Consider the following 16,382-nt stretch of genomic DNA (forward strand, 5'->3'; position numbering starts at 1 on the left):
CTCTGCTGTGGCCGGGCTAGATCCGCATTGGCATCACGACATACTTGAAGCCGGTCTGCTCGGGGATGGTGATCAAGGCGCTGGCCGAGCTGTCGTTCAGGTCGATGCTGACCATCTCCTGGCTCATGTTTTGCAACACGTCCATCAGATAGGTGACGTTGAAGCCGGTTTCGATCAGGTCGCCGGCGTAATCGATGTCGATTTCTTCGCGCGCATCTTCTTGTTCGGCGTTGCTGGACACGATGGACAACTGACCCGGCTCGAAGGACAGGCGTACGGCCTTGAACTTCTCGCTGGTCAGGATGGCGGCGCGTTGCAAGCTGGCCAGCAGTTGCAGGCGGCCCAGCGTGACGTTGAATTTGTGGCTCTTCGGGATCACCCGGTTGTAGTCGGGGAACTTGCCCTCGACCAGCTTGGTGACGAACTCCATGCCGGAGAAGCTGAACTTGGCCTGGTTGCCGGCAAAGCGCATTTCGATGGGCTGCTCGTCCGCAGCATCCTTGCCGCCGTCCTTCAGCAAGCGCATCAGCTCCAGCACGGTCTTGCGCGGCAGGATGACTTCCTGCTTGGGGATCTCGGTCTCCAACTCGGCCTGTGCCAGCGCCAGACGGTGACCGTCGGTGGCGACGAGCGTCAGGCTCTTGCCTTCGGCCACGAACAGGATGCCGTTCAGGTAATAGCGTATGTCATGCACCGCCATCGAGAAGTGCACCTGGTTGATCAGGTGCTTGAGAGTCTTTTGCGGCACGGCGAAGGCGGGGCCGAAGTCGGCGGCTTCCTGTACCAGCGGAAAGTCATCGGCCGGCAGCGTCTGCAGCGTGAAGCGGCTTTTGCCGCCTTGCAAGGTCAGCTTGGAACCGCTGGCGCTCAGCGAAACGGTCTGGTCGGCCGGCATAGAGCGCAGGATGTCGATCAACTTGCGGGCGCCGACGGTGGTGCTGAAGTCGCCGGCGTCGCCGCCCAGCTCGGCAGTGGTACGGACCTGGATTTCCAGGTCGCTGGTGGTCAGCTCAAGGCTGCCGCCATGCTTGCGGATCAGCACATTGGCCAGCACGGGCAGTGTGTGGCGCCTCTCCACGATGCCTGCAACCGCCTGTAGGGCGCCGAGCACCTTGTCTTGGGGGGCTTTCAACACAATCATGTCAACCTCTTTCCACTTGTCTGGCTTGTTCTAACCGGGCAAACCGTCCGTCCGGCAGCGCCCCGCATTTTGACCTACTCCAAGGCCGATTCTGGAGCAGCACGTCGTAAATTGATGCTAGATCGACCCCGGGTCAACCCTTCAGCGTCTGCTCCAGTACATGTAGCTGCTGATTCAGCTCGGTATTCTTCTGGCGCTCGCCGCCGATCTTGCGTACCGCATGCAGCACCGTCGTGTGGTCGCGCCCGCCGAATAGCTCGCCGATCTCGGGCAAGCTCTTTTGCGTCAGCTCCTTGGCGATATACATGGCGATCTGGCGCGGCCGGGCAATGCTGGCCGGGCGCTTCTTGCTGTACATATCGGCGATCTTGATCTTGTAGAAATCGGCCACGGTCTTCTGGATGTTCTCGACCGAGATCTGCCGGTTCTGGATCGATAAGAGATCCTTCAGTGCCTCGCGCGCCAACTGGATATTGATTTCTTTGTGGCTGAAGCGGCTGTAGGCCAAGACCTTGCGCAGCGCGCCTTCGAGTTCACGCACATTGGCGCGCACATTCTTGGCGATGAAGAAAGCCACATCCTCGGGCATCGGCGTCTGCTCGGCCTCGGCCTTCTTGATCAGAATCGCGACACGCATTTCCAACTCGGGCGGCTCGATGGCCACCGTCAGGCCGGCATCAAAGCGGCTGGTCAAGCGCTCATCAATATCGGCCAGGCCCTTGGGATAGGTGTCGCTGGTCATGATGATGTGAGCGCGCTTGGCCAGCAAGGCCTCGAATGCGTTGAAGAACTCTTCCTGCGTGCGCTCCTTGCCGGCGAAGAACTGCACATCATCGATCAGCAGCAGGTCCAGCGAGTGGTACTTGGCCTTGAGCTCATCAAAGGTCTTGCGCTGGTAGTTCTTCACCACGTCGGAGATGAACTGCTCGGCGTGCAGATAGAGCACGCGGGCATCCGGCTTGTCTTTCAGCAAGGCATTGCCGACGGCGTGGATCAAATGCGTCTTGCCCAGGCCGACGCCACCATAGATGAACAGCGGGTTGTACATCGCACCAGGCGCGCCGGCCACATGCAGGGCAGCCGTGCGGGCCATCTGATTGGCTCGGCCGGGCACCAGGTTGTCGAAGGTCAGCGCGCTATTGATGCGGTGTCGGCTGGCGCTCGGGGCGAGATTGGCTGGCTTGGGTGTCGGCGACTGCTGGACTTCGATGCTGCTTGATGTTGCCGACGGATTGCCCTGCGCAGCGTGGTTCTGCTGCTGATGATGCGAGGGGTTGACCACCGGGCGCAGGCCGTTATGCAGCACTTGACCGGCAGCCGCTGCCGAGGGCTGGGCAACTTGCTGGAGTGCCTGGCTAGGCTGATTGCCTGTCGCGGTGCCGAGGCGGGGCGCGGCGTCGCGCGTGGCCAAGGCCAAATCCAACCGTGCGGGCTGCCCGGCCAACTCGGACAATACTGACTCGATGCGCCCGGCGTATTGGTTGCGAATCCAATCAAGCTTGAAGCGGTTGGGCACGCGCAAGGACACGAGCAAGCCGCCCGCAGTTCCGCCATCGCTGACCACGGCCGGCGGCAAGGGGCGAATCCAGGTGTTGAATTGCTGCTCGGGCAGCTCAGTGATCAGTCTTTCGCAACACAGTTGCCAAAGACCATCCTGGCCTCCTTCGGCTGGGCTGCTGCTGACGGCGGCTGCAGCGGCGCCGCCTGCCATCGATCCACCTGCGGTCAAACTATTGGGATCAAAATTGTCTGCGCTCATTACACCAAGCATGTCTGCGCTCATTGTGGAAAACTTGTTCTAGAGCGGCCAGATTGTACGGGTTTCGAGTGCGCAACCCGAGAGTTATCCACAGATTTTTTGGCGTCAGCCGGGCTGGCTTGGGGTGCGTGGGGGCGGGCAAGCGCTTGACGGGGGCTTAAAACTTTGGTGTAATCGCGGGTTTTCCGGACGCTGGATAAAGCGGAGTAGGATTGTTTGGTCACGGCGCGCAGAAAATGTGGGCTTTGCCTGGCACCTATCCACGCAGTGCTCGTGAGCTTGGGTGTGACTGAAGCGGAGTGAAGGGTCAAATGACTTTTGGGTCGAATGACTTTTCATGGGCTGTGGCAGCTAAAGCTTGCGGGTGCGTGCGAACGCAGAAGCGGCGACCCGGCGCGGCACACATCAGTGGCCGTCGCAGCGTGGTTTTTGGCCTTGATTCATCCCTGGCTGGCAACCACCCGACGTCCGGGGTGCAAACCGCAAATCGCGCAAACCACGCCAATCGTTTTGCAAGCCGGCGACTGATCGCCAACCACCGCTAAAGCGTCATCCGACGTCCTTAGACTTTCGCTAGTTCCGCCTAGATTACTGCCTAGATATTGCCTAAAGGGGCCACATCATGAAACGCACTTACCAAGCCTCCAAGACCCGCCGCGCCCGTACCCACGGCTTTCTGGTTCGCATGAAGACACGCGGTGGCCGCGCTGTCATCGCTGCGCGCCGCGCCAAGGGCCGCAAGCGTCTGGCTGTCTAAGCCTAGAAAAGCTGAAGTCATGATCGGCCGCATCGTGCGATCGGCCGACTTTGAGCGCGTGCTGGGCAGCTCCAGTCGCGTGCGCAGCAGTCATTTCGCGGTACATCATCTGGCCGCCTGTCCGAGCAAACCCGCCAAGGTCTTATCCACCGCTGCGGGCAAGTTATCAACAGGCGATGCACAGCTCACCCACAAGCCTGTGGATGAAGTACCTCCGGACGCTTGCTGGCTGGGTGCGATCGTGCCCAAGCGCCATGCCAAACGTTCGGTGACTCGCTCGCTGATGAAGCGCCAAATCCGTGCCGCCTTTGCCGAACAACCCACTTTGCCGCCTGGCTTGTGGGTGGTTCGGCTGCGCTCGCCTTTCGATCGCAAGCTGTTCCCCAGCGCAGCCTCGGATGCGCTCCGGGCGGCCGTGCATGCCGAACTGGCGCAGTTGGTCGGCCGCGTGCTGGCCCGCTCCGGCGCCTGAGCGCTAGGCCCCCAGCTATGCTGCCCATCAATCTTTCTTCGATCCCGCAGCGGGCGTTGATTGGCTTGGTGCGCGGCTATCGTTTGCTGCTCAGCCCTTGGCTGGGCGCGTCTTGTCGTTTTGAGCCGACTTGCTCGGTCTATTCGATCCAGGCGCTGCAGCGCCACGGTGCGCTGGCTGGTAGCTACCTGACTTTGCACCGAATTCTGCGTTGCAATCCGTTTTGCGAAGGCGGCCATGACGGCGTGCCTGACAATGCGCCCGGCCTGTTCACCCGCCTTGGCGTGTGCATGCCGGCATCCCCTCCTCGAAACTCCAATTCAGAAGCCTCCTCATGACTGATATACGCCGCACCGTGCTGTGGGTGGTGTTCACCATGTCGCTCGTCCTACTCTGGGACGGCTGGCAAAAACACAATGGGCAGCCGTCCATGTTCAGCCCACCGGCGCCGAAAGTTGCCACCGTGGGTCCGGCAGCACCAAACGGTGCGACCGGCGTACCGGCCGCTGCAGCCGTGGCAGGCGCACAGGCGGGCTTGCCTGCCGCCGCGCCGTCGGCAGCCGCTTTGGCCGGTGAAAAAGTTCATATCAAGACCGATGTCTTGGACGTGACGTTGAACACCCTGGGCGGCGATGTCACCCGGGTTGAGTTGCCGACCTACCTGACCGGCCCCGAACCCGGCCTGTTTGACCCCATCTTGCAAGCGGTGGGTATCAAGGACAAGTCGACCGTGCCGCAAACCCCGGTGGTGCTGCTCGACAGCGAGGGGCATAGCTACAAGGCGCAGACCGGGCTGATCGGCAGCCAAGGCCAAGCCTTGCCGACCCACAACACCTTGATGACGGTGGCGCCAGGCGAGCGCGAGATGAAGGCCGGCGCTAACGAGTTGGTCGTGCGCATGGAGTCCCCCGAGCAGGGCGGCGTCAAGTACATCAAGACCTTCACCTTCAAGCGCGGTGAGCATGTCATCGGTGTGAAGCATGAGGTTGTCAACGTAGGCAGCGCAGCCGTCACGCCGCAGGTTTACGTGCAGCTGGTGCGCAACAATGTCGCCGGCCCAGGTGGCACGGCTTTCACGTCGACCTTTACCGGCCCTGCGCTCTACACCGACAAGACCAAGTTCCAAAAAGTCGAGTTCAAAGACATCGACAAGGGCAAGGTCGACATCCTGAAGAACGCCGATGACGGCTGGGTTTCGATGGTCCAGCATTATTTTGCGAGCGCCTGGTTGCACAACGAGCACACACCGCGCGAGTTCTTTGTCAACAAGGTCAAGGGTGCGGTGCCCGATCAATATGCGGTCGGCATGGTGTTCACCTTGCCGGCGCTGGCGCCAGGCGCCACGGCAACGCATGCCGACCAATTGTTCGTCGGCCCACAGGAAGAGGAAAAACTCTCCGTGCTGGCGCCGGGCTTCGAGCTGGTCAAGGACTACGGCATCTTCGCCATCCTGGCCAAGCCGCTGTTCTGGCTGCTGGAAAAGCTCTACGGTATCCTTGGCAACTGGGGCTGGGCCATCATCGCTTTGGTCGTACTGCTGAAGATTGCCTTTTACTGGCTCAACGCCAGCGCCTACAAGAGTATGGCCAAGATGAAGGCCGTCGGCCCCAAGGTGCAAGCGATGCGCGAGCGCCTGAAGGACAAGCCGGCTGAAATGCAGCAAGAAATGATGCGCATCTACCGCGAAGAAAAGGTCAATCCTATCGGCGGCTGCCTGCCTATCCTTTTGCAGATGCCTTTCTTCATGGGCTTGTACTGGGTGTTGTTGTCCTCGGTCGAGATGCGCGGCGCGCCCTGGATCGGCTGGATTGTTGACCTCTCGGCCAAGGACCCGTATTTCATTCTGCCGCTGTTGATGACGGCGTCCAGTTTGTTCCAGGTCTGGTTGAACCCGACGCCACCCGATCCTATGCAGGCCAAAATGATGTGGTTCATGCCGCTGGCCTTCAGCTTTATGTTCTTCGTCTTCCCGTCCGGCTTGGTGCTGTACTGGTTGACCAACAACATCTTGTCGATCGCTCAGCAGTGGTACATCAACAAGCGGCTGGGCGTGCAGGGCTGATCGCCTGACGCGCAACACCATTTAAAAAGCCCCCAAGGCGCAATGCCTTGGGGGCTCTTTTTTTTGCTCGCGCGACCCTGTGCGCGACCTTGTGCGCGACCCTGCGCTCCACCTTAGGCTCAGCCCTGCGTAGCCTGCCTGCGTAGCGGTGGCGCGACGTCAAAACGCTGGCTTGGTTTTTCTGCCTTTTCGTACAGGCCCTTGACCTTGGGCAGATTGGCCTCGATATCGCGGATGCGGGTCGGCCCGGCCGGGTGGGTGGACAGCCATTGCGGCGGCGCGCCCTTGCTGGCCGCGCCCATCTTCTGCCAGAGCGTGATGCCGGCCGCCGGGTCGTAGCCAGCGCGAGCGGCCAACTCCATGCCGACCAGATCGGCCTCGCTCTCGTCTTCGCGGCTGAAGGTCAGTGTCAGCAATTGCCCGCCCATGCCCAGCACCGCATCGCCGACATTGCCCAGGCCAAGCAGGCTAGACAGCACCGAGGCGCCCAGCCGCGTCGCCTGCGTCTTCGCCATGCGCTCGCGGGCATGCTCCCGCAAGGCATGCGCCACCTCATGGCCCATGATGGTGGCGACCTCGTCATCGGTGAGTTGGAGCTTTTCGAGGATGCCGTAGAAGAAGGCGATCTTGCCGCCCGGCATGCAAAAGGCGTTCAGCTGCGGGTCGGCGATCAAATTGACCTCCCAGCGCCAGTCCTTGGCGCGAGGGTTCCACTCCATGGCCTGCGGAATGATGCGTTTGGCAATTGAGCGCAGACGTATCAGCTGTGGGTGATTGGCCGGGGCCAAGGCGCGTTGTTGGTTGGCCTGCCCCATCATCTGCTGGTACTGCTGGGCGCCGGCTTGCTCGACTTGTTCGGCCGGCACCAGCTTGGTCAATGAACTGGTCTTGCCGACCTCCACCCCATCCCGCGCCCAGGCCGGCAGCAGCGCAGTCGCTCCCAGCAGGCCGGTGAAGAGTCGGCGCGAGCGTTGGTAAGGCTTGCCGGCTGCGCCTGCGCTGTGGCAGGCGCAATGGCCGAAAGCCGGCAAGTCGCACAGCGGGGACGATGAGACAGGGGAGCGGTAATCGAAGTCTTGAGGCATGAGTGGTAGGAAGGGCGAAGGGCTGGCGCGAAATCTATTTGGCGGGAGCTATTCTGAGGCCTGTTTGCAAAGGGCATATTTCGCTTTGGCGGCAGAGACCGACTGTTTCGGTCAACAATACGCCTATGCCGACATCGACTTCCTCCTTCAGCCCCGAATCTCCCGCAGCCACCCCGGCGCTTCAGGCGCTGGGCTTTCGTTCGGCGCTGGGCATGTTTGCCACCGGCGTCACCATCGTCACCGCGCGCGCTCCGGACGGCAGCCTGGTCGGCCTGACCGCCAATTCCTTCAACTCGGTCTCTTTGAGCCCACCCTTGGTCCTCTGGAGCCTGGGCCAGAAGGCCGGCTCGATGCCGGTCTTTAGCCGTGGGTCGCACTATGCGATCAATATCCTGGCAGCCGATCAAAAGGATTTGGCGCAGCGCTTTGCGACCCGAGATATTGACCGCTTTGCCGGTGTCGCCTGGCGCGAGGGGGCGGGCGGCGCGCCGGTGCTGGATGGTGTTGCGGCGGTGTTCGAATGCGCCAACCGCAGCCAGTACGAAGAGGGCGATCACGTCATCTTCGTCGGCGAAGTTGAAAGCTGCAGCTGGCGCGAGGGCGCCCAGCCGCTGATCTTTCACGGTGGTCGTTATTACACCGAACTGCCTATCTGAGCGTATTGCTGGCGCGCTTTACGTTGTACCGACGCCCTCAAGCGCCCTCAAGCGCCATCAGGGCCATGAGCAATCGCTCAAGCGGGTAAACGGCGCGAATCACGACTTCATCGCGCATTTGCGCCGCACGCGCCAGCAAGGCTTGCGCTTGGCTCGCCTCGACGTCGCTCAGTGGCCGCCGCTGTATCAGCCTTTGCAGCAAATCCAGGCCCAGCTCGGCCAGATCGCCCACATCCGCCGCCACCGGGGCCAGCTCGGCCAAGGCCGGCCGGCTTTTGATCAAGGCCCGCAGCGCCGCATCATTGCTCTGCCAGCGGCTCAGGATGGCCTGCAGCTGCGCCAGCGCCGGGCCCTCGCTGGGATTGGCCAGCAAGTGACTGACGGCGGCGTCCATCTCGCGTATGGTCGCGCTCTCGGGTGGCAAGGCATCGGCGAAGCGGTCCAGGCGCTCGAACTGGTGGTAGTCGCCCTTGAGGAACTTGGCATGCTGGCGGGCGTAGTACTGGCCGGCTTCGACCGCTTCGGCCAGTATCTGCAGCGGTGCGATCTGATCGCTGCCGGCAAGTTGGGTCAGCAGCCGCGTCGCCTGCTGATGCTGCTGCAGTCCTACCGAGAGGCTGGCCCAGGCGTCGACCGCGGCCAGTCTGCGGTACATGTCCGCCTCATCGCGCAGGTTTTTGCCCGACCAGAGGCGCTCGGCCACGGCAAACAGGCGCGGCCAGAGCTTCAGGTCCAGGATCTGTGCATTGACGTTCTCGGTCCACAAGGCGGCCTCGGCGCCCCATAGATGCTGGGCCTGTTGTGCGTCCAGGCGACGCGGGGCGATGCCGGCGGGCGCCGCAGCCAAGCGCTCGCCGCGCACCGGGTAGCGCACATTACCGATCAAGACATAACCCGAAAGTTGTGCGCCATCAAGTTCCACGGCGGGCGTGAATTCGCCCATCCAGGTGTCGAGCGTGAAGCTCAGCCCGGGGCCGCTGCGCCAGGCAATGTGCCGGAGCGAGCGACGCGCACGCCCGTCGAAATCGATAAAGCCGCGCCAGCCGCCGCTGCGGTCTTGAATCAGGCTGAAGCTGCCGGCCAAGCCGGGGCCTTTGAGCCTGGACATCTGAAACGACCAGGTCTGGATTTGCTCGCCGACCGCGAGCTGATCGTCGACGTCCAGGGCTGCGGGCAGCGGCTCATTGCGGTAGTGGAAAGCGCTGCCGTGTGGCTGGTCCAGATAAAAGCCTGTAGACAATATGCCGGGGTAGCCCTGCTGCAGCGTCGCTGCCAGCGAGTCTTGGCCGCGCCAGGACTGCACCATGATGGAGCGCGGCAGCGCGGGGTGAAAAATCTCATCCCAGCCGACCATGCGCCGGCCATGCTTGGTCAGGATCTGCTCCAGCTTTTGATTGAAGTGCGCCTGCAAAGCTTGGGGGTCTGGCAAACCATGCTTTGCCATATAGGCGCGGATGCTGGGTGAGGCTAGCCATTGCGCGGGGTCCACTTCGTCGCCACCGATGTGCAGGTATTGATCTGGGAAGATTTGCGCTAACTCGCCGACCAAGCTGTCGAGAAATTCATAGACGGCCGTCTTGCTGGGGTCCAGCGTCGGCGGGTGCACGCCCCATTGGCGTTGCATCTGAAATGGCCCGGCAGCGCTGATCAAATCGGGGTAGGCCACGGCCAAAGCCGAGGCATGGCCTGGGAAGCCGAGCTCGGGCAGCACGCGGATGCCGCGTTCCGCCGCGTAGGCCACCAGCTCGCGCATCTGCGCCGGGCTGTAGAACAAGCCATCGCTGGCCAGCTCTTGCAGCTTCGGAAAGACCTGCGATCCATAACGCCAGCCCTGATCGTCACTCAAATGCCAGTGGAAGACGTTGAGCTTGGCCGCTGCCATGCCGTCGAGCTGACGTCTGATGTCCTCCAGCGGCAAAAAATGCCGCACCGAGTCGAGCAAGAGGCCGCGCCAGCGAAAGCGGGGCGAGTCTTGGATTGTCAACAGCGGCAGCCAGACTTTGCCGCGGCCCTGGCCCACATCCTCAAGGCTTGTGTCGTTGTGCAGCAATTGCAGCAGCGTCTCCATACCGCGCAGGGCGCCGAAGCGACTGGCGGCTTGCAGCGCGATGCCCTCGGCAGTGATGCTGAGTTGGTAGCTCTCATCGTCGTTCGCCGTGGGTGTGCGCGGGCCGCCTTGCTCCACCTGTATGCGGATCAGCTGAGCCGCTGCGTCAGAGCTCGCTTGCAGCGTCCCGCCGGTCTGCAGGGCCAGCCGCCGATACCAGTCCCGCAAGGGCAGTTCCAGATCCGCGCCCTTGACCTCGATCCTGATCTGCCGTGCCAGCGCCAGCCTGCCGGTTTGCACGCTGATTTCTTGAGGCCAAGGCATCAAGTTCAGCGCTGCTGTGACATTGGCATTGCTAGGACTGGTGACAGCGAACAGCATGAGGGCGAAGAGGAATTCGGCGGCTAGAGATAGCGATGCTGGCCAAGGGCTGCGCAGCAATGGCCAGGGCCATCAGGGCGCGGCCTTGAACTGCACCTGCACCGTCAGGCCGCAGCCTTGCGGGCCTTCGCTCAGGGTGACTGCCGCTCCGTGCTGAGCGGCGGCCCGCTCGACAATCGCCAGGCCCAGGCCGCTGCCGGATTGGATTTGATCGGGCAGGCGGAAGAAACGCTCAAACACCTTGCGGCGCAGCTCAATCGGTATGCCCGGCCCCTGATCGCTGACGCTGAGCACAACGCAGCCTTTGGTGCCGGCTTCTTGGGCGGCAATGGCGACCCGCACCAAGCTGCCGGCGGGCGAATACTTGACGGCGTTGTCGACCAGGTTGTCCACCAGCGCGCCTATGCTCTCGCGGTTCAAGAGCAGCTCACAGCGTTCGGGGGATTCCAATTCAAGTTCGATGCCGCGCTGCAGCGCCAACTGGCTGCTGAGCGCCATCCGGTCGCGCACCAGCGCCACCAAATCATGTGGGAGCAGCGCGGTGCTGTCCTGATCGGAGCCGGAGCGTGCCAGGGCGAGCAACTGGTGTACCGTGTGGGTGGCGCGTTTGACGCCTTCATTCAGCCGGGCCACCGACTCATTGCGGCGCTCGCCGGGCGGTGCGTCTTGCAGTGATTCGGCATTCAGCTGCACCACCGCCAGCGGCGTCTTCAGCTCATGCGCGGCGTCGAGCAAAAACTCGCGCTCGCGTTCCAGCCGCTCTTGCAGCCGGCTCATCAAGCCGTTGACCGAGTTGACCACCGGCGCCAGCTCCCGGTAGGGCGACTGTGGCAGGGCAGACAAGTCCTTGGCCGAGCGCTGCGCAATCTGCGCTCCGATGCGTTGCAAGGGCGCAAAGCCGGCGCGTAAAAGCAACCAAGCCACCAACATCATCAGCGGCAGGCTGTAGAACAGCGGGCGGGCGTAATAACTCAAACCATCGGAGCTGAAATGCCAGTCACCCGGCACTTCTTGCCAGCGTCGCACCAGCAAGTCCTGCGCCGGCGCGCGCGCCTCCACATACAACCAGCGCGCGTCACTCTCGAAGTGTTGCTCGTTTGGCGTCAGCCGGTCGCCCATATCGGGCGGCCCCTGGCGAAAGAGCAGTTTGTCACCTTGCCACACCTGCATGGCAATGAAGGGTGCCTCGTAGCCAATGGCCATCCACTCTTGTTCGCGCAAATGTTCCAGCTCGGCCAAGGCGGCGTGCAAGCGCTCGGGCTGGTCGGCCCACAGCGAGGCCTGCATGCGCGCATGCTCGGCCCAAAGCTGATTGGAGGCCTGGCCGTTGCGGGTGTTGACGACGCGCACGTCATGGAATTCGCGCAACATCAAGATGCACCAGATCAGCAAGAGCACCGCGCAAAACGCGCCAAAGGTGCGGCCGAACAAGGAGCTGGTGGCGCCGGGCGCTGTGGCTGCATCGCCTGTGGCACCCAGCTCTGCACCCAAGAGCGACGTCATTTGCGCTCCACCACAAAGCCGACTCCGCGCACGGTGCGCACATAACCCTCGCCAATCTTCTTGCGCAGATTGAACATATGCACATCGAGTGCATGGCTGTCGGCGTTAGGCAAGGCGCGCGCCTCCAGCTCGCGCCGCGTGACGACCCGGTCGGGCAGCTTGAGCAGGGTCAGCAAAATCGTGAACTCGGTCTTGGACAGATTGATGACGGTGTCACCGCGCGTCAGCAGCATGCGGCGTTCATCCAGCGTGAGGTCCTGAACCTGCCACTCTTGCGTCTCGGACTCCTGCGCCAAGCCTGAGCGCCGCGCCACTGCGCGCAGGCGCGCCAGCAGTTCAGGCCCGGCAAAGGGCTTGACCAGATAGTCATCCGCGCCGCTGTCCAGGCCTTGCAGGCGGTCCTCGATACCGTCGCGGGCGGTGATGACGATCAGCGGCAGCTGTTTGTCTTGCTGGCGAATGCTGCGCAGCAGATCCAGGCCATTGCCGTCGGGTAGCCCCAAATCCAACACCACCGCATCAAACACCAGTTGTTCCAGCCAGTAACGCGCCTCGGTGATGCGGCGCACCCATACCACGTCATGGCCGCCGTCTTGAATCAGGGATTGCACCGAGTGGCCCAGTTCCAGGTCGTCTTCTACGAGGCAGATCTTCATGCGCTCCACTGTAGCAAGCGTCGCATTAATGCACTCTTAAGGCATTCTTGAGGAAGGACGGCGCATAAACAGCGATAGTAAAAACCAGTCGAGTACCGGTTGCCCTTCGGTGACATTACTGGTATCAAAGTTACTGCAAAGAAAGAAGGCAGCGAAATGAAAACACGATGGATGGATCCAGCGACCCTGCCGCTGATTGCGGCCCTGCTATTGAGCACGGCTTGCGCGACAGCGCCCAAGCAGGATGCGGCCCCGCCGGCGGCGAGCGGCGAGGCTGCGCAGTTTTTGCCAACGCAGGCTCAGTTCGAACTGCTCTTCCCGCAGCGCATTGCTTTTTATTCCTACGAGGGCTTTGTACAGGCGGTGCGTTCGTTTCCCGAATTTGCCGGCAGCGGCACGGCCGAACAGCGGCGTCAGGAAATGGCCGCCTTTTTGGCCAATATCGCCCATGAGTCGGACGAGCTCAAGGCGGTGCGCGAGTACAACCAAGCCAACTACGACAAGTATTGCAGCCTGGAGGCCGGCCAGACCTGTGCGCCGGGTCAGCAGTATTACGGACGAGGCCCGATCCAGTTGTCCTGGAATTATCAGTATCTGGCCGCCGGTAAAGCGATTGGTCTGGACCTCTGGGCCGACCCCGACCGCGTTGCCCGCGACCCCAAGGTCGCCTGGCAAACCGCGCTCTGGTACTGGATGAACCAGAACGGCCCAGGCACCATGACGCCGCACCAGGCCATGGTGAGCGGCGCCGGTTTCGGCGAAACCATTCGCAGCATCAACGGCGCACTCGAATGCGGCAAGCCAGCCGATTCCTACGCCGGCAAGCAAGTGGCAAGGCGGATTGATTTCTACCAGCGCGCCAGCATGAAGTTCGAGGTGGCGCCGGGCGCAAAGCTCGGCTGTTGAGCGAGGCGCTGGGCGAGTAGGTGACTGAGTAGGTGAGTAGGCGCGCGGCGACCGAACAAGTTGTTGATGTTTGCTTTGGCCGCATTTTTATAAAAGCATGGAGACAAAAATGAATCACAAGCGTTTCAAGGGTCAATCGATTTGCGCGCCATCTCGGCGCAGTGCCACCCAATGGGCCGTTTGCGCCTTGCTGGGCACGGCCAGCGCGGCTTGGGCGCAGGCTCAGAGCGGCGACAAGGTGAGCGACAAAAATGAGCTGCCGCAGGTCACGGTGACGGCCACGCGCAGCGCAACCAATTTGCTCAAAACGCCGGTGGCCGTCACGGCGCTGAGTGGCGATGATTTGGTGCGCGAGAACGTCAAGGAGTTGATGAACCTCAGCGGTACGGTCCCCAATTTGCAGCTGGGTTTGTCCAGCGCTGACTCGGGCGTGCTGGTGTCGATTCGTGGCGTGACCTCGACCAACTTCACCGAAATCGGCGACCCCGCCGTGGGTATCCATATTGACGGCATTTATTCGCCGCGTCCGCAAGGCTCCTTGGCGTTGATGTTCGACCTCGACCAGGTTGAAGTACTGCGCGGTGCGCAAGGCACCTTGTTCGGTCGTAACTCCACGGCCGGTGTGATCAACATCATTCCGGCCCGCCCAGATTTCAAGTCCAACTACGGCTGGACTTCGCTGCAACTGGGTAACTACAACGCCAAGCAAGTGCGCTCTGTCTACAACGTCTCGCTGGCTGATAACTTTGCCCTGCGTGCCGCCGTGATGGTGGACAAGCGTGACGGCTATATCAAGCAGACTCAAGATTTGCGTGACCGTGGCGTGAAGTTGCCCGACGCGGTGGGTGACGGTGGCCACTTCACGCCCGATGGCAAGCCCGACAACGACCAGCGATTGAACCGCAAAGTGTCGGCCGCTGACCAATATGCAAACTCCGACCAATGGGCGGCGCGCGTGACCGGACGTTGGGGCATCACCAAAGATCTGGAATGGCAAGGCGGCTTCGAGCATTACACCAACAAGGGCGCCGGCGACGTCGGTTTGAAGGACTGCAAGATGGCGGCCGGCACCGCCTATGCCTGCGGCCCAGAGGGACAGTGGCACGCCATCATCAACGTGCCCGGCAAGATCGACATGACGATCGACACCTTCCGCAACAGCCTCAGCTGGAAGCTCGATGAGCGCAGCGAGCTGATCTACAAGGGGGCTTACGCGGTGCAGCAGCGCGCCCAGGACCACGACGATGATGGCGGCGAGAGCTGGCGCGACAGCGATGTGGACATCATGCAACCCTGGGGCAACTGGGGGCGCCAACATTCGATCGACAAGGCCAGCTACACGCTGGACTCCAAGTACAAGTCCTGGGTGCATGAGCTGCAGTTCAAGCAAACCACCAGGGATTGGCGTTATGTGGCCGGTGCCTTTTATATGTCCGAGAAGAACGCGATCAATTTCGCGCAAGATAACTTGGTCTCGGCACCGTACGGCATGCCGCAAGGGCAGTTCTATGGGCAGCCCGATCGTCAAATCGAGTCCAAAGCTGTGTTCGCTCAGGGTGATTTGAAGCTGGCCGAAAACCTGACCGGTACCGCCGGTTTCCGCTACAGCCAAGACAAGCGTACCGACAACGGGGGCACCAGTGCCGGCCTATGGGACGCCAGCACGCCTTGGTATTACAACGGCAAGTTCAAGCCCGCCGGCTGGGATGCTGCCAGCGGTGTCTACACGCCGGTCGGCACGCCGCACAACGGGACCGATTTGACCAAGCAAATGGGCCCGTTTGCCGGCCTGGGCGTTTATCCAGAACCGGTCATCAACAGTTACAGCAAGAGCTGGAGCAAACCGACCTACCGCTTGGGCCTGCAGTACGACCTGAATAAGGACCAGATGGTCTTCGGCTCGGCCGCGACCGGCTATCGGCCGGGTGGTTTCGGTGACAAGTTTGATACCTGCGGCGGGGGCACCTGCGTGGACGGCGGTAAGCAGAAATACAGCTTCCTCGACTACGACCCCGAAACCACCACCAACTTTGAGTTGGGCTACAAGGGCAGCCACTGGGACAGGAAGCTGAACTTCAGTGCGGTGTACTTCAACACCCAATACAAGGGCATGCATGTGACCGGCATGAATGCCGTGGGCCAGAAAAAGCTGGAGCCGGGTCGTGTCTGTGCCGATTGGGAGCCCGCTTGTGATGTGGTCAGCGCCTGGAAGACCGAAAACATCGGTGACTCGAACATCCAAGGCCTGGAACTGGAGTTCAAGCTCTTGCCTTGGGCGGGCGGCAATCTGTCGGGCTTCTTGGCCGTGCTGGATACCAAGGTCAAGTCCTACGACACCTACAGCGACGAATGGATGTGTGGCTACCGGGTCGAAAACAAGGCCGAGCCTTGCGCCCCGATTTATCTGGGCGACGATCCGAAAAAACGCGGCCGCGCCATTCGCGACGTGACCGGTAACCAACTGCCTTACGCGCCCAAGTATGCGTTTGCGCTCAACTACGGGCATGACTTCGATGTGGGCGGCGGCATGACCCTGTCACCTTTCGTGGGCATGCGCTGGCAAAGCAAGATGTACTTCACCGTGCGCAACCTGGACAACCCGGTCATTGGCGACTACCAAGACGCCTACACCAACTGGAACGCTTCGCTGAAGCTGGCCGGCGCCTCGGGCAAGTGGGATGTTGAGCTGTGGGGCAACAACCTCAGCAACAACATCGTCAAGAACTGGATGGGCCAGGGTCAAGCGGGCGGCTACACATCCAACAGCTATAACGCGCCACGGATGTATGGTCTGCGGGCGACGCTGAACTACTGACATCGCTTCGCCAGCAAGGGGCGCACGCAGCTCGATACAGCGCGTGCGCCCTGGTCATGATTCCCCGACAGCCGCTAGGCCAAGTGGCGCTCGTGATGTCTTTGGCTTGCGCCAACAACTACTCCCCAAAATCGGCCCCGGC

13 protein-coding genes are annotated in these 16,382 nt (G+C 61.8%); 7 read left to right on the plus strand and 6 right to left on the minus strand.

The window, feature by feature from the left end; all coding sequences use genetic code 11:
• Positions 1-16 precede the first annotated feature (16 nt).
• Both dnaN and dnaA read right to left on the minus strand, forming a co-directional pair.
• The gene (dnaN, locus tag LNV08_RS13340; RefSeq protein WP_263534208.1) at positions 17-1,141 is read right to left on the minus strand and encodes a DNA polymerase III subunit beta; all 1,125 of its coding nucleotides are present in this window, start codon (positions 1,139-1,141) and stop codon (positions 17-19) included.
• A gap of 133 nt (positions 1,142-1,274) precedes the next feature.
• Entirely contained in the window at positions 1,275-2,900 is a 1,626-nt protein-coding gene (dnaA, locus tag LNV08_RS13345) for a chromosomal replication initiator protein DnaA (RefSeq protein WP_263534209.1), read from the minus strand.
• Positions 2,901-3,522: 622 nt separating this feature from the next.
• Between dnaA and rpmH the strand changes: the two genes are divergently transcribed.
• From rpmH to yidC, 4 genes are read left to right on the plus strand one after another with little or no spacing between them, the layout of a single operon-like run.
• Complete coding sequence (gene rpmH / locus LNV08_RS13350; protein WP_054021782.1) at positions 3,523-3,657, plus strand: 50S ribosomal protein L34; 135 nt, start codon at positions 3,523-3,525, stop codon at positions 3,655-3,657.
• Between the two features lie 19 nt (positions 3,658-3,676).
• Positions 3,677-4,129, plus strand: a complete 453-nt coding sequence (locus LNV08_RS13355; protein WP_263534210.1) for a ribonuclease P protein component — start codon at positions 3,677-3,679, stop codon at positions 4,127-4,129.
• 17 nt (positions 4,130-4,146) lie between these two features.
• A complete protein-coding gene (gene yidD, locus LNV08_RS13360) occupies positions 4,147-4,467 on the plus strand; it encodes a membrane protein insertion efficiency factor YidD (protein ID WP_414858739.1) in 321 nt (106 codons plus the stop codon).
• Positions 4,464-6,191: a membrane protein insertase YidC gene (gene yidC, locus LNV08_RS13365; RefSeq protein ID WP_263534211.1), complete on the plus strand. Its 1,728-nt coding sequence runs from the start codon at positions 4,464-4,466 to the stop codon at positions 6,189-6,191. Before yidD ends, yidC begins: the two co-directional genes overlap by 4 nt.
• A gap of 119 nt (positions 6,192-6,310) precedes the next feature.
• Here the strand turns inward: yidC and LNV08_RS13370 are convergent, their stop codons facing one another.
• Positions 6,311-7,276: a M48 family metallopeptidase gene (locus LNV08_RS13370; protein ID WP_263534212.1), complete on the minus strand. Its 966-nt coding sequence runs from the start codon at positions 7,274-7,276 to the stop codon at positions 6,311-6,313.
• Positions 7,277-7,401: 125 nt separating this feature from the next.
• On the opposite strand from LNV08_RS13370, the gene LNV08_RS13375 reads away from it, so the two are divergent.
• Complete coding sequence (locus tag LNV08_RS13375) at positions 7,402-7,932, plus strand: flavin reductase family protein (protein WP_263534213.1); 531 nt, start codon at positions 7,402-7,404, stop codon at positions 7,930-7,932.
• Between the two features lie 37 nt (positions 7,933-7,969).
• Here the strand turns inward: LNV08_RS13375 and LNV08_RS13380 are convergent, their stop codons facing one another.
• The 3 genes from LNV08_RS13380 to LNV08_RS13390 all read right to left on the minus strand — a co-directional run bounded on the left by LNV08_RS13380 (position 7,970) and on the right by LNV08_RS13390 (position 12,519).
• Positions 7,970-10,360, minus strand: coding sequence for a beta-N-acetylhexosaminidase (locus LNV08_RS13380; protein ID WP_263534214.1), 2,391 nt, complete (start codon positions 10,358-10,360; stop codon positions 7,970-7,972).
• Positions 10,361-10,432: 72 nt separating this feature from the next.
• Positions 10,433-11,863 (minus strand): sensor histidine kinase, encoded by a 1,431-nt coding sequence (locus LNV08_RS13385; protein WP_263534215.1) that lies wholly within the window; start codon positions 11,861-11,863, stop codon positions 10,433-10,435.
• A complete protein-coding gene (locus tag LNV08_RS13390; RefSeq protein ID WP_263534216.1) occupies positions 11,860-12,519 on the minus strand; it encodes a response regulator transcription factor in 660 nt (219 codons plus the stop codon). Before LNV08_RS13390 ends, LNV08_RS13385 begins: the two co-directional genes overlap by 4 nt.
• A 156-nt stretch (positions 12,520-12,675) precedes the next feature.
• Here LNV08_RS13390 and LNV08_RS13395 point away from each other — a divergent pair, with 156 nt between their 5' ends.
• The gene (locus LNV08_RS13395) at positions 12,676-13,425 is read left to right on the plus strand and encodes a chitinase (protein ID WP_263534217.1); all 750 of its coding nucleotides are present in this window, start codon (positions 12,676-12,678) and stop codon (positions 13,423-13,425) included.
• A gap of 109 nt (positions 13,426-13,534) precedes the next feature.
• The gene (locus LNV08_RS13400; RefSeq protein WP_263534218.1) at positions 13,535-16,240 is read left to right on the plus strand and encodes a TonB-dependent receptor; all 2,706 of its coding nucleotides are present in this window, start codon (positions 13,535-13,537) and stop codon (positions 16,238-16,240) included.
• Positions 16,241-16,382 lie beyond the last annotated feature (142 nt).

Origin of the sequence: Paucibacter sp. TC2R-5, assembly GCF_025717605.1 — a bacterium.
Taxonomy (GTDB): domain Bacteria; phylum Pseudomonadota; class Gammaproteobacteria; order Burkholderiales; family Burkholderiaceae_C; genus Paucibacter_A; species Paucibacter_A albus.

Coding starts and splice junctions, on each gene's coding strand:
- dnaN (WP_263534208.1), bottom strand. CDS start 1,141: ATGATTGTGTTGAAAGCCCCCCAAGACAAGGTGCTCGGCGCCCTACAG.
- dnaA (WP_263534209.1), bottom strand. CDS start 2,900: ATGAGCGCAGACAATTTTGATCCCAATAGTTTGACCGCAGGTGGATCG.
- rpmH (WP_054021782.1), top strand. CDS start 3,523: ATGAAACGCACTTACCAAGCCTCCAAGACCCGCCGCGCCCGTACCCAC.
- LNV08_RS13355 (WP_263534210.1), top strand. CDS start 3,677: ATGATCGGCCGCATCGTGCGATCGGCCGACTTTGAGCGCGTGCTGGGC.
- yidD (WP_414858739.1), top strand. CDS start 4,147: ATGCTGCCCATCAATCTTTCTTCGATCCCGCAGCGGGCGTTGATTGGC.
- yidC (WP_263534211.1), top strand. CDS start 4,464: ATGACTGATATACGCCGCACCGTGCTGTGGGTGGTGTTCACCATGTCG.
- LNV08_RS13370 (WP_263534212.1), bottom strand. CDS start 7,276: ATGCCTCAAGACTTCGATTACCGCTCCCCTGTCTCATCGTCCCCGCTG.
- LNV08_RS13375 (WP_263534213.1), top strand. CDS start 7,402: ATGCCGACATCGACTTCCTCCTTCAGCCCCGAATCTCCCGCAGCCACC.
- LNV08_RS13380 (WP_263534214.1), bottom strand. CDS start 10,360: ATGCTGTTCGCTGTCACCAGTCCTAGCAATGCCAATGTCACAGCAGCG.
- LNV08_RS13385 (WP_263534215.1), bottom strand. CDS start 11,863: ATGACGTCGCTCTTGGGTGCAGAGCTGGGTGCCACAGGCGATGCAGCC.
- LNV08_RS13390 (WP_263534216.1), bottom strand. CDS start 12,519: ATGAAGATCTGCCTCGTAGAAGACGACCTGGAACTGGGCCACTCGGTG.
- LNV08_RS13395 (WP_263534217.1), top strand. CDS start 12,676: ATGAAAACACGATGGATGGATCCAGCGACCCTGCCGCTGATTGCGGCC.
- LNV08_RS13400 (WP_263534218.1), top strand. CDS start 13,535: ATGAATCACAAGCGTTTCAAGGGTCAATCGATTTGCGCGCCATCTCGG.